This is a genomic window from Nostoc sp. 'Lobaria pulmonaria (5183) cyanobiont', assembly GCF_002949795.1.
Taxonomy (GTDB): domain Bacteria; phylum Cyanobacteriota; class Cyanobacteriia; order Cyanobacteriales; family Nostocaceae; genus Nostoc.
Genome location: NZ_CP026692.1, coordinates 5,549,125 through 5,562,224, shown reverse-complemented (window position 1 = coordinate 5,562,224; position 13,100 = coordinate 5,549,125). Strand labels below are relative to the sequence as shown.

11 protein-coding genes and 1 pseudogene are annotated in these 13,100 nt (G+C 40.3%); 4 read left to right on the top strand and 8 right to left on the bottom strand.

Translation table 11 applies throughout. The annotated features are described in order from the left end of the window. Window positions 1–195 precede the first annotated feature (195 nt). From NLP_RS24770 to NLP_RS24760, 3 genes and pseudogenes are all read right to left on the bottom strand, one after another. Window positions 196–747 carry a hypothetical protein gene (locus NLP_RS24770; RefSeq protein WP_104908643.1) on the bottom strand — a complete coding sequence of 184 codons (552 nt, stop codon included), beginning with the start codon at window positions 745–747 and terminating at the stop codon, window positions 196–198. Between the two features lie 56 nt (window positions 748–803). Next, window positions 804–1,084: pseudogene (locus NLP_RS24765) on the bottom strand (hypothetical protein); the annotation flags it as partial. Window positions 1,085–1,091: 7 nt separating this feature from the next. Beyond that, window positions 1,092–2,066 carry a 2-hydroxyacid dehydrogenase gene (locus tag NLP_RS24760; RefSeq protein WP_104908642.1) on the bottom strand — a complete coding sequence of 325 codons (975 nt, stop codon included), beginning with the start codon at window positions 2,064–2,066 and terminating at the stop codon, window positions 1,092–1,094. Between the two features lie 115 nt (window positions 2,067–2,181). Between NLP_RS24760 and NLP_RS24755 the strand changes: the two genes are divergently transcribed. The 3 genes from NLP_RS24755 (at window position 2,182) to NLP_RS24745 (ending at window position 6,907) form a co-directional block, all read left to right on the top strand. Continuing rightward, window positions 2,182–4,764 carry a BsuBI/PstI family type II restriction endonuclease gene (locus tag NLP_RS24755; protein ID WP_104908641.1) on the top strand — a complete coding sequence of 861 codons (2,583 nt, stop codon included), beginning with the start codon at window positions 2,182–2,184 and terminating at the stop codon, window positions 4,762–4,764. 206 nt (window positions 4,765–4,970) lie between these two features. Next, a complete protein-coding gene (locus NLP_RS24750) occupies window positions 4,971–6,026 on the top strand; it encodes a glutathione S-transferase family protein (protein ID WP_199784683.1) in 1,056 nt (351 codons plus the stop codon). Beyond that, window positions 6,023–6,907 carry an aspartoacylase gene (locus NLP_RS24745; protein ID WP_104908640.1) on the top strand — a complete coding sequence of 295 codons (885 nt, stop codon included), beginning with the start codon at window positions 6,023–6,025 and terminating at the stop codon, window positions 6,905–6,907. The genes NLP_RS24750 and NLP_RS24745 overlap by 4 nt, the downstream gene beginning before the upstream one ends. A 584-nt stretch (window positions 6,908–7,491) precedes the next feature. On the opposite strand, the gene NLP_RS24730 is transcribed toward NLP_RS24745, so the two are convergent. The 4 genes from NLP_RS24730 to NLP_RS24715 all read right to left on the bottom strand — a co-directional run bounded on the left by NLP_RS24730 (window position 7,492) and on the right by NLP_RS24715 (window position 9,140). Continuing rightward, entirely contained in the window at window positions 7,492–7,968 is a 477-nt protein-coding gene (locus NLP_RS24730; RefSeq protein WP_104908638.1) for a hypothetical protein, read from the bottom strand. 217 nt (window positions 7,969–8,185) lie between these two features. After that, window positions 8,186–8,626, bottom strand: coding sequence for an HNH endonuclease (locus tag NLP_RS24725; protein ID WP_104908637.1), 441 nt, complete (start codon window positions 8,624–8,626; stop codon window positions 8,186–8,188). 9 nt (window positions 8,627–8,635) lie between these two features. Further along, window positions 8,636–8,890: a hypothetical protein gene (locus tag NLP_RS24720; protein ID WP_104908636.1), complete on the bottom strand. Its 255-nt coding sequence runs from the start codon at window positions 8,888–8,890 to the stop codon at window positions 8,636–8,638. 25 nt (window positions 8,891–8,915) lie between these two features. Continuing rightward, window positions 8,916–9,140: a type II toxin-antitoxin system HicB family antitoxin gene (locus tag NLP_RS24715; RefSeq protein ID WP_104908635.1), complete on the bottom strand. Its 225-nt coding sequence runs from the start codon at window positions 9,138–9,140 to the stop codon at window positions 8,916–8,918. A 691-nt stretch (window positions 9,141–9,831) separates the two neighbouring features. On the opposite strand from NLP_RS24715, the gene NLP_RS24710 reads away from it, so the two are divergent. Next, on the top strand, window positions 9,832–11,436 hold the full coding sequence (locus NLP_RS24710) for a PQQ-dependent sugar dehydrogenase (RefSeq protein ID WP_104908634.1): 1,605 nt from the start codon (window positions 9,832–9,834) through the stop codon (window positions 11,434–11,436). A 491-nt stretch (window positions 11,437–11,927) separates the two neighbouring features. On the opposite strand, the gene NLP_RS24705 is transcribed toward NLP_RS24710, so the two are convergent. Next, on the bottom strand, window positions 11,928–12,506 hold the full coding sequence (locus NLP_RS24705; RefSeq protein ID WP_104908633.1) for a Uma2 family endonuclease: 579 nt from the start codon (window positions 12,504–12,506) through the stop codon (window positions 11,928–11,930). Between the last annotated feature and the right edge of the window lie 594 nt (window positions 12,507–13,100).

Below are 13,100 nucleotides of genomic sequence, written 5' to 3'. Positions count from 1 at the left end.
GTACACCCGTAGGGGCACGGCAGTGCCGTGCCCCTACACCCCACGATATAATTTTGTACCGCATCTGAATGGGAACCGCTATATACAAACAAAACCACGATTTACGCGCAATTCGCCAAAAAGCTTAATTTATCAAATCACTTTCTCTACGAGACACTACGCTTTGCTTCTTGGAATATTTTACAAAACACTAAATTAACCTAAATATGGATATTTTGTAATATGACATTTCAATAATTGCATCCAATATTTTGTAGTATTTTTGTGAGTTATTTCTATATCGCGCAAATTATGACCTTTGCCTATCTTTAACATACAATATGTTAGTTGTACAGCTATAAATAAATAGCGGAAGCCCAAAGGTTTGAAATGTTGTAAGAATAGGTGATATATAACTTGAAGTTTCTGTTTGTGGCGAAAATAAATCCACCATTTCATTTGATGCTCGGCTATACTTTTTTGTAGACCTAATATAGCCTCAACCTCTATAAATCTATCTTTTACTTGATTATAAAATTTTATTTCTTTCTCGATGTCTCCAGCCTTGTATGATATATCAGCATCGTCAGATAACTGATAGGCTTCACTAATTAAATGACCAACAATTTCTGCTTTTTGTTGGTCATATCCAAGTTTCATATATATTTTAGTTGCTGCTTCTGCCAATTCAGCAAATTTTTCAGCATCATGTAGCCAATATATTTTTGTTTGTAGTTCTCCTAAAGTAGAAGCTAGAGTATTATTCATTAATTTGGCTTGAAATATACTTCCGATTGTCTAACTTAAAATTAAACACTAAAATATAGCCTTTTGGGCAGGGGTAGCGTGGATTCTAGTTTAGTTTGAAATTCCAGGTGTAAAATGCGTCCTTGTAACTGTAAAAATGTGACGTAATCGGCGCGAATCGGTTCAATACTCAATTCAGTTTTGAGGACTTTCACAGAAGTTTGTGGTGAGTCCAGCGCTGCGGGAGGGTTTCTTGCAGTAGGCGACTGGCGAACCCGAAGGGTGTACCTAAAACCCAACTGGCAAAGGTAACGGGATGTTTTTCTGAAATTAGTTTGCACAGGTTATCAAAAGACATTGATGAATTATGAATTATAAATTTCAGGGTTGACACAATAAGCCAAACGATCGCCTCTCAATCCCGCGATTAAATTAGCGATCGCCATTGTTGCCATTTTTGAGCGCGTTTGACGGCTGGCACTACCAATATGAGGTGCAATAATTAGATTTTCTAAGGTCAACAATAGGCTATCACTAGGAATCGGTTCTGGTTCGGTGACATCTACAGCCGCAGCAGCGATTTGACCACTTGCAAGGGCGCGATACAGAGAATCGGGATCTACAATAGTTCCCCGCGCCGTGTTGATCAAAATAGCCGATCGCTTCATCAATTCAAATTGGCGATCGCTAATCAGATGATAAGTATCATCAGCCGATGGCGTATGCAGTGTTACAAAATCTGAGTCTTGCAGTAAGTGTTCTAACGTAGCAAACTCCACACCTAAAGATTGTTCTAATTCTGGGCTGTATCGTTGCCTGCTCGTATACAAAATCCGCATTTCAAACCCTTTGGCACGACGAGCGAGCGCTTGACCAATGCGCCCAAAACCAACAATCCCCAAGGTAGCACCTGTAACATTTGGCCCCAACAGCAAGTCTGGTTCCCAAGTCTGCCACAAACCTGCACGAGTAAACCGATCTGCCTCCACTACGCGCCGGGCAGCTGCCATTAGTAATGCCCAGGCAAAATCTGCGGTAGCATCGGTTAACACCCCAGGAGTATGACCGACGGGAATTTGTCGTGCCGTGGCTGCGGCAATGTCAATGTTATCGTAACCCACCGCCATTTGACTGATGACTTTGAGTTTCCCTGACTCGATGAGTTGGCGATCGATTTGGTCAGTCAGCAAACATAGCAATCCATCTATTTCTTTGACTTTTTTTAGTAAAATTTCATAGGGAGGGGGTTGGCGTTCTGGCCAAACTTCCACAGTGGCGAGCGATCGCAGTTGCTCTAATTCGATCGGTAGGCGACGAGTAACGAAGACTTTATGAAGCATATTAAAATAATTTCTAGATAAAGGGACGCTTCTTGCATCGGTTTCCCCTTAAAATATCATGGCGGAAATTCAAAACCTGATAAAGTTGGTTTTTGTTCTGTGAAAATGAGGCGTGATGTTCCAATCAAGCAGTAGAGAGTTTACAGACAATCATCACAAGCCGTTGGAATTCAAAAGCTTGTCAAAATGTTCTGTCAGAAACTTACTCAATGAAGTAGATATTCTGAGGATTGCTGCAAGCTTGAAACAGGATCAAAAGCAAAAAGGAAAACTGGGGCAATTTTTGACTCCTGCTCCAGTAGCAGAATTAATGGCTGGGATGTTTGGCAAGCTCGATCTTCCTCAAATATCTCTACTTGACGCTGGAGCAGGAGTAGGATCATTACTTGCAGCTTTTGTGGCTAATCTTTGTCACAGCCAAAAACGCCCAGCCAATTTAGATATTGTTGCCTATGAAATCGACCCTTTTCTGATTGGGTATTTGCATCAGACATTGAAATTATGTGCTAGAGAATGTCAAATAGCTGGGATCTCTTTAAATTATGAGATCCGGGATACGGATTTTATTGAGGATGCAGTCAGACTTCTTCAGCCTAGTTTGTTCGATAATCTTGACAATTGCAGATTTACCCATGCTATTCTCAATCCCCCATATTTAAAAATTAACGCTCATTCCAAAGTTCGTAATTTGTTACGTTCTATAGGATTAGAAGCCAGCAATTTATATACAGGTTTTATTGCTGCTACAGTTCAACTTCTTGAATCAAGAGGAGAGCTTGTAGCTATCTCGCCGCGTAGTTTCTGTAATGGGCCATATTTTAGAGACTTCCGCAGAATGTTTTTGGAAATGATGGCTTTAGACCAGATACATCTTTTTGAATCCAGACAGCAAGCTTTTATTGATGATGAAGTTTTGCAGGAAACGATTATTATTCATGCTGTTAAACAAAAACCAAAATTTGACAATGTAACTATCAGTACAAGTTCAAATGCTGATGATGATTTTATTCTGTCAAATTCCTCACCTTATACAGAGATAGTTATTCCCAACGACTCGCAACAATTTATCCACATTATCCCCGATACACTAAGTCAGCAGGTCATTGAAAAAATGGCTAATTTTACCTGTACATTAAAAGACCTAGAATTAACTGTATCAACGGGACGTGTTGTAGATTTTCGTGCTAAAGAATATCTGTGTTTAATACCAGACAAAAATACTGTTCCTTTGATTTATCCATTGAATTTCTCAGGAGGATATGTTGAGTATCCCAAAGTAACTAAAAAACACCAAGCTCTGGTATATGCAGAACAAACTGTATCTCTTTTAGTACCAAATGAACATTATGTTTTGACTAAAAGATTCTCCTCAAAAGAGGAAAAAAAGCGAGTTGTTGCTGTTGTATATGATGCTAACCAAATTAATTGTTCTTGGGTAGGTTTTGAAAATCACCTGAATTATTTTCACAAGAATGGAAAAGGACTTAATCTTACCTTAGCACGTGGTCTTGCTGCTTATCTTAACTCTAGCCTTGTTGATGCACTTTTCCGGTTGTTTAATGGGCATACTCAGGTTAATGCAACCGATTTACGAAATTTAAAATATCCGACAATAGCGCAGCTAATGACCGTAGGACTATATATTACTGAGCATTTTCCATCACAGAAAGAAATTGATGAACTTGTGCAAGAAGAGTTACTGAGTATGAGCAATCAGTCTGAAAACAACCCCTTAATCATCAAAAACCGTATTGATGAAGCATTGCAAATACTAATTGAACTTGGACTTCCACGGGCACAACTTAATGAGCGTTCAGCCTTAACTCTTTTGGCTTTACTTGACTTAAAACCGACTGTTCCTTGGGATACTGCTACATCTCCCCTAATGGGAATTACGCCAATGATGAAATTTATGGCACAGCACTATGGCAAAATATATGAACCTAATTCGCGGGAAGGTGTTCGCCGCCAAACAGTCCATCAATTCTTAGATGCGGCTTTGATAATTGTAAATCCAGATGCGCCTGAACGTCCCGTTAATAGTCCGAAAACAGTATATCAGATTGAAGAAAGTGCGCTTGAACTCTTACGTACTTATGAAACTACTGAATGGAAAAAGAGCATTCGTACTTACCTTGCTTCAGTTGAAACTTTGAAAAAACGATATGCTCAGGAGCGGGAACTATCACGTATTCCTATTGTGATTGAAGGAAAGTTAAAAACTCTATCGCCAGGTGGTCAGAATATTCTGATTGAAAAGATTATTAATGAATTTGCAGAACGTTTTACACCTGGAGGAAAACTGATTTATGTTGGCGATACAGATGAAAAGTTCGCGTATTTTAATAAAGTGGGGTTGAAAGATTTAGGCGTTACTATCAATTCTCATGGAAAAATGCCCGATGTGATTATCCATCATCTAAAAAATGATTGGCTAGTTTTAATTGAAGCTGTAACTTCTCATGGCCCAATTAACCCTAAACGCAAGAAAGAACTTGAAGTCATCTTTGCTGATATAAAAATTCCTATTGTAATGGTAACAAGCTTTTTAAGCCGGAAAGCGATGGTAGAGTATTTGCCTGAGATTGCTTGGGAAACCGATGTTTGGGTTGCGGGAGATTCTACTCATCTCATTCACTTCAATGGAGAATATTTATTACAGGCTTACAAAATGGATAGAGATTCTGAAACGAAATAAACTATTTTTAATTTTTGATAATCTGTGCAAAAAGAAGCGTTAAGGCGATATCAGTATCCACAATATAGCTCCAACAGTTCAGGCAAAGCGTAGTAAAGTTAAAGTAAGAAATATCAAGGTGCGTGTAGGTATAGAAACCTACCAACTATAAACTTAACAGCATATACAGTGCTAACTTTGATCGCTCCCAAAGCAAGATTGTTGCCATGACTAACTCAACTCCAATGGATGACGATAAAAAGCTCCCCAAAAAGAAAGGCAAATCGCTTCCTCCGAAGCTAATTATCTGGCTGGGAAAGTTTGTCTGGACAAGTATTTGGCAAATAATGATGTCAAACCTTGCTCCTCGCAATCAGTCGGGAGCATATATTCGTCCTAATAGCCAGTTTCGCAAGTTCATCGGCACAGACGAAGGAAATCCACACCCACCAGCAACGGGGCGCTACAAACTCTATGTTGGGCTGGGCTGTCCTTGGGCACATCGAACCTTAGTTGTGCGATCGCTCAAAAAACTCGAAGCGGTAATATCAGTATGTGTCGTCTCTCCTTCTCCCATTGAAGGCGGTTGGATATTTAACCAAGAAGAAGAAGGTTGTCGCACACTGGCTGAATTTTATCAGAAGGCAGAACCCGGCTACAGTGGACGCTCCACAGTGCCAGTACTATGGGATAACCAAACAAAAACCATCGTCAATAATGAGAGTTCAGAGATTATCGTCATGCTGAACTCTGAGTTTAACGAGTTCGCCAACAATTCGACGCTAAATCTTTACCCAGAAGAACTGAAAGAGAAAATTGACTGGTGGAATGAAAAGATTTATCACGCCGTAAATAATGGTGTGTATCGCTGTGGCTTTGCCCAGACTCAAGAAGCATACAATCAAGCCTGTAATGAACTATTCGCAACTCTCGATGAGATTGAACTTGCATTACAGACTAATCGCTATCTCTGCGGCGAACATCTGACACTTGCAGATGTGCGTTTATTCACAACATTATTTCGGTTTGATAGTGCCTATTATGGACTGTTTAAATGTAATAAGCAGCGAATTCGAGACTATCAGAATCTCGGAGCTTATCTACGCGATCTTTATCAGCTTCCAGGTGTGGCTGACACTTGCGACGTAGAAAGCGTGAAGCGGGACTACTACGGAAACCTATTCCCACTCAATCCCGGCGGAATTATTCCCAACGGCCCTGATATGTCCTATCTTAATCAACCACACGATCGCGATCGCATCGGCAAGGTGAATGCTTCATGAACCAGGTTAATCGAGTTGCAATTGTCGGTGGCACTCATGGCAATGAGTTTACAGGAGCATACCTAATCCAAAAATTTGCCCAGTTTCCCGATTTAATTACTAGACCGAGTTTTGAGACAGTCACTCTGTTAGCAAATCCCAATGCTTTTGCCGCCGGAAGACGATATTTAGAAAAGGATTTAAATCGCTGTTTTCTCAAGCAAGATTTACAAGATCCGACTCTGAATAGTTACGAAGATTTGCAAGCTAAATTAATTCAGGATACCCTAGCATTAAATGGGGATAAACAAGCAGATTTCATCTTAGACTTGCACAGCAGTACAGCTAATATGGGTCTAACAATTATTCTTGATAACAGTCATCCCTTCAACTTAAAATTAGCTGCTTATCTGAGCCAGCTTAATCCTTTAGTTAGGGTTTATCGCTGCTCTTTTAAATCAATTGCAGAAAACCCCTTTGTAAATTCTCTATGCGAATTAGGCTTTGCGTTCGAGGTTGGCCCAATTGCCCAAGGTATCTTAAAAGCAAGGCTGTTCCAACAAACAGAGGAACTTGTTCGCGCGCTTCTGGACTACCTAGAACAGTTTAACCAAGGTAAAATTCCATCAAATAACGAAACTTTGATTCTCTATGACCACTTATCAGTTGTAGACTACCCAAAAAAACCGGATGGTACAATCTTTGGAATGATTCATCCAGAGCTTCAGGATAAGGATTATCAAGCCTTGAACCCAGGAGATCCAATTTTTATAACTTTTGACGATAAAACAATTGTTTATGAAGGTACATCTACTGTTTGGCCAATTTTTATTAATGAGGCAGCTTATTACGAAAAGGGAATTGCCATGTGTTTGACTCAGAGGCAGCAAATCAACATCTAAGATGTGAATAAAAATTTTTGGATAATTGCTTTCAATTGGAAGTGATGATAGAAATTAAACATCCAAATCATTAGACCTCTTGCATAAATCAAAAATAAAGAACCCCACCCCGCATTTGAGTAAATCAACCCCTTCCCTCCCCAAGGCATCGCAGGGTGGTTTCATACAAAGAAAGAAAAAACTTACCATCTTCAGTAAACATCGACGGATATATAATTGCTTCTGAGCACCGCTAGGGAATTGATCAACCGCACCCAGCAAGCAGTAAATTTGCAACTGCCACAACAACAATTACTAGAATTAATCGAGACTCATTAATGGAGTTCAAAGGCTCATTAATGGAGTTCTAAGACTCATTAATGGAGTTCAAAGACTCATTAATGAGTATCAAAGGCTCATTAATGGAGTTCAAAGACTCATTAATGAGTATCAAAGGCTCATTAATGGAGTTCAAAGACTCATTAATGGAGTTCAAAGACTCATTAATGAGTATCAAAGGCTCATTAATGAGTATCAAAGACTCATTAATGGAGTTCAAAGACTCATTAATGGAGTTCAAAGACTCATTAATGAGTATCAAAGACTCAAGAACCAGATGCAGCTTTAGTCGGTCTACCTTTGATAGCCTTAAAACGTTCGCCTAACTGTTCAGCGACAGTCTTTAAACCTGGAGTCTTTTTCGATGCAGTCTTCACGTAATCATAAACTGTCAAACTGCTAGTCATCGCTTCACTACCGACAGCCATTAGGGTATCATCTACCTGTTCGCTGAGTTGCTGGATTGAGATTAAAAGTTCGGTAAGCGCAGCAGCTAATTGATAATCCTGAACAAGTTCTTCAACATCAAAAGTGGCTGGAAGGATTTCGCGGTTAGACTGAGCAGCAGTGACGCTATTATTCACAAAAGCTAGGCTTTTATCGCCCATTTTTACTAACTTACGCCGTTCTTCAGTGCTGAGAGTAATCAGAAAGGGCAGCTTTTTTTGGACTGTCTGTAGCGCAGCTTTAATTTCTTGGATATCTTGTGGCGAAAGGGAGGCTGCAATATTTTGATAGGACATTGTATATTTACCTTGGGAGTTCTAATGGTGAAGTAGCAATAGTTGCTAAGTATAGAATTCCCATTGGTGGATGCGATCGCACATTTTCTGATAATTTTTAGTTTAGTAGGGTGTGAAAGCGTTGCGTAACGCACCACAATACAACTGGCTAATTGATTATCTCGAACAATTTCTTCAAGCGATGTCTACGACGGGCTACGCCTACGCACATCATAACCTATTTATTTATCTGTTTTAGCGCCGATGCTGAGGGATACTGACCAGATGCAATCAAAGCTTGTCGTTCAATAATCCTTTCGTCGCCGTTAAAATCTAGGATACGTGCGGTAACTTCACCAATGTCTGTTTGATGCTCAATTACAGCCTCATCTAGTCGAAAATGCTCACCCCAAAAATCTCTGCGTGGGTTAAAAAACCGTACAAGTTCGCCAGTTTGCCAATTAATTGACCCCAAATCAGTGCCTTTTTGCAGGTTACAGAAAATACAGGCATAGCAGAGATTATCTGCTGTTGTAGCGCCGCCGTGTTTGACGCTGATTATATGGTCAACTTGACAGCTTAAGCCCTCTACTTCTGGATATAAACAATACTCGCATAGATGGGCGGCGCGATCGGCAACTAAACGCCGCAGTTCTGCATTAATATATGAACGGGACACTTTGGATACTTACTTAGGGTTAATGTACTGATGAGCTTTTGCTTTTGCTAACCTCATAATATGTTCTAGCGTGAGGAAATGATCTAACTCTCGCTGGTCACTTCCTGTAAGACCTTCAGTTTTTGCGCGGTAAACGAGGTCCTCTAAACGGTCTTTGGCTGCATCCGAGAGTTTGAAATCGATAACGCTTTGGGGAGTGGTTCCAGCAGCAATAAACTCTATAATTTCATCGTAGACTTTGGCTGTATTTACAGATATGTTCATAAGCTACCCCTTTAATTCCTAAATTTTATGCAACTTCCAAAGATTTTCCTAGCGTTTTAGGCTCTGGTAAAGTTTGACTATCTGCCAAAGATGATTCAATCAGCATTTCTAAAACTTCTTGAGCATTTTTAAAAGCTTCTTCATAAGTCTCTCCGTGAGTGTGACAAAATTCTCCCCATTCAGGAAGACTGACAACAAAACACTCATCTTCATCAGACCACTGAATAATTATTGTGTAGCGAGAATTCATTATTTTTCTTCCTCTTGAGTATTTTTAACTTCTTCTAACCTAGTAATGTTTCCAGATTTCAGAGTTATTGCAGAAACATTCACAGGTATCTGGAAAACCTCTCTCTAAATCTCTCTCCTTTTAGGAGAGAGACTTTGAAATTTCCCCCTTCCCTCGTCGGTAAAGGGGTTAGGGGGGATCTTCGAGTTTGAAAACAGTCCCTAGAGGGTTAGTTTCGCGTTGATTTTTCAGAGCAATTGCTAAGTGTGATGTCTACAACGGGCTGCGCTTAGGCAATTTTCCCCACAGCACGCTCACTCTCGTTATAACCATGAGCCACAGCTAGTTATACCAAGGGATATGTGCAATCAATCACCACTATTTGAGAAAAAGCAAGTCCTCAGCCTTGGGTTTTTCAAACAAAAACTTGGCTTTTTGACTGGGAAAGAACGCTGTTAAGACCCTCTGGATAATGGTTTCGAGGCTAGCTTGAGGACTATTTTAGTTGGAAAGTGCGATCGCTCTGCCTTTTTTATAACTCTCGGTTCACCCATTTTTTGATGAGTTAGAAAAAATAGCAGTAGATAAAGATATTTTAAGTATTTAAAAAGAATAATACCTTTGAGTTAGCCTTATTCAGACTCTCGGTAAAATCGGCTAGCCGAGAATTATTTGTAACATAGATCACTACCAAGCTAGAGGAAAGTTCAAAATGGTTGCATTTACTCTAAAACCAACACAGACACTTGGACGCATACTATCCGCATCGCTAATTAGTTTGATGTCCTTAGAGGTTCTTACCACCACAGCGATTAGCCAACCGCCCCCTGCGTCTGTTGAAACCAAACTGAAAGTGCCTAGTACAATGACCTCTTGGCCCTTTAATATTAACCGTTACTTGAAAGTGCCGCCCAATTTCTCCGTCTCTGTTTATGCTCGCATTAATAAAGCTCGCTTTATGGCAGTTGCTCCCAATGGGGATCTTCTAGTATCACAGCCCAGTTCCGGTAAAGTGTTAATTGTCCGGTCAAATGGCAGCAAAGACCCAATTATTTCTGACTTCGTGACAGGTCTACGCAAACCACACGACATTGTGTTTCATAAGATTGACAACACCACATACGTTTATATCTCTGAGAGTCATCAAATTAACCGCTTCATCTACAACTCTGGAGACTTAATCGCAAAAAATCGTCAAATCGTTGTAACTGGCTTACCAGACAGCAGCACACAAGAACTCAAAGGCGCTTATGGTCACGAACTGAAAAATATCGCACTTGATAACAACCACAAACTGTACGTGTCGATCGCCTCTACATGCAATGCCTGTAAGGAAGATTCTGTCAGTACTCCAAAACGCGGTGCAATTTACCAGTACAACGCTAATGGAACTAATCAGCGACTTTTTGCCCAAGGTTTACGTAATGCTGAAGGGTTAGCATTCTTACCTGGCACAAATGACCTTTGGGTAGTCGTTAATAATCGAGATAACATCGCTTATCCTTTCAAAGATAGCAGTGGCAATTACGGTAAGATTATCCCCTCCTACGTAGACAACCACCCACCAGAGGAGTTCACGAAAGTCCGAGATGGCGGTAACTACGGTTGGCCATTCTGCAATCCCAATCCTGACACGTCAAACGGCCTCAACAATATGCCATTTAACTGGGACTATCAGTTCAATGGTAATGGAAAGGTTAATTGTAATGCAATGGACAGGATTAGCAAAGGTATCCAAGCCCATTCAGCTCCTTTGGGACTAACATTCTTACAAAATACTAACTTTCCCAGCCTATACTCAAATGGGGTAGTGACAGGGCTGCATGGTTCATGGAATCGGCAGAATAAAACGGGCTACAAAATAGCTTACTTTCCCTGGAACAGTACGACAAAGACTCCGGGGCAGGAGATAGATTTAGTCACCGGTTGGGTAGTTCCAGCAACGCAAGAAACCTGGGGGCGACCCGTGGATATGGTAGTAGATGGGCAAGGTAGTTTGTTAATTTCGGATGACTACAGTGGCACTATCTATAAGCTCTCCTACACGCCGTCACAACAGGTTAAGGTCTACAGAGACCCTAACTTTGGTGGAATTTCCCAGTCTTTTCCTACGACTCCAGGAATATACAAAGCCAACCAAGGTGACTTAAATATTGTTGGTAATGACACTATTAGTTCATTAAGTGTACCACCGGGTACACGGGTACGTGTGTGCCAACATGAAACTGGTGGTTTATGCCGTGACTATGCTGCTGGTGATTATAAATCCCTTGGAAAGGACCTTGATAATATCATCTCGTATATAGAGGTCAAGTAGCACCACTCACCGAATTTTAAATTTTGGATTTTGGATTTTGGATTTAATCCTTTACAGCAATTTTCATGTATTTGAACCATATCTGTCGTTAGGGCATAGGAATGCTGTGCCCCTATCGCGTCGTCTATTTAGCTGAAAATAGCTGTAAAAGTGTTCTACTGAACGCTTACGCCGAAGTCCAAAATTTAAAAAGGTCTGATATCAAGTCCGGTTAATCACTTATGATTACCGCATCTGTGCAAAAATCGGAAACGTCTCTTTCTCCTAGCAATAACTGGGGTCTAAATGATAAGTTTTTAGCCGGACACGATATGAGACTATGTTTTGAAAGTCAAATAGAAACTGTGATGTCTACGACGGGCTGCGCCAACGCAATTTTTCCCACTGCACGCCCGTCCTTGGCTTTCGTCCACCAGAGTTAAGACCCTACACTGGCTATGCAGTTGCTTAAGGTGCGATCGCTCTTTAAAAGTTAACACGGAACATTCTCTTTATTCTTCAGTGGTAAATACAACACCTTCATACAGCAATTCAATCGGGCATTCAAACTCAATGCTCGATAAAGCGATCGTATCTCCAGCCGTGTAGGGATAGTAAAGCCACATCCTACCCTCACCCCGACAGTAACGTTCGACGGAGATTTTTTCCGAGTCAATCAAGATATATTCTTGCAAACTGGGGATTGTCAAATAATAAGTGAATTTTTCACCCCGATCTTTAGCGCTTGTACCTGGCGAAAGAACTTCGGCAATTAGCTTGAGATGTTGAATAAAGTTGCGAGCATTCAGGTCTTCAGGAGCGCAGCTGACAATAATATCAGGATAATAGTAGCGACTCTGGGGAGTGAGTTGTATTTTCACATCTGACACATTCACTCGACAACCTCTGGAACGCAAATGAGGGTACAAAGGTCTGTAGAGATTTAGTGCAATGTCGTTATGGGGAATTGTACCGCCTGTCATAGCGAATACTTCGCCATTGGCATATTCGTAGCGAAGGTCTTGCTGAGGTTCCCATTCGAGATATTCCTCAACGGTCATTTTTAGCGGCTGTTGGGGGATAGCGATCATAACTAAGATTTTTTACGCTTGGTTTGATTGTAGCTAAATAGTATCAGTAACAAAGAGCGGTATCTGGAAAATCTCTCTCCTAAAAGAAGAAAGACTTTAAAGTTTCCCCCTTCTAACGCGGGAAGATGGTTAGGTTTTTGCTAAGGTTTGTAGTGAGCAATTCAGAAAATTCATTGCGATCGCTCAATCATGTTAGATTATAGTTTGTTGTTTCTCTCAAACACAAAATCTGAGAGTTCCTTAGCCATCTCCTGATTGTGGGAATGAAAAAAAAGGAGTTAAAAGTTAATTTTTTTGAAAATAATGTGCAGCAACGCCTCTATTTACAATCGCTCACATGGTTTGCCAGACAAGACTTAGAAGCACAATTGAATATCATTGTCAAAGCAAAAATTAAAAAAATATGAATTGCATTTTTACCCTCAAAAAAATGATATGTTAGATACAGAATTGAATTTCGCACGTTTGTGGAGTAGAACGATATAGACTACTCCAGTTTTTCACCCTCAAACCCTTGGCATTTATTGCTTTTGAAAGAATTTGAGGGCAATCTGAGTACACATTTAAATAACCCAAACCTAGTTTCAAGTTAAT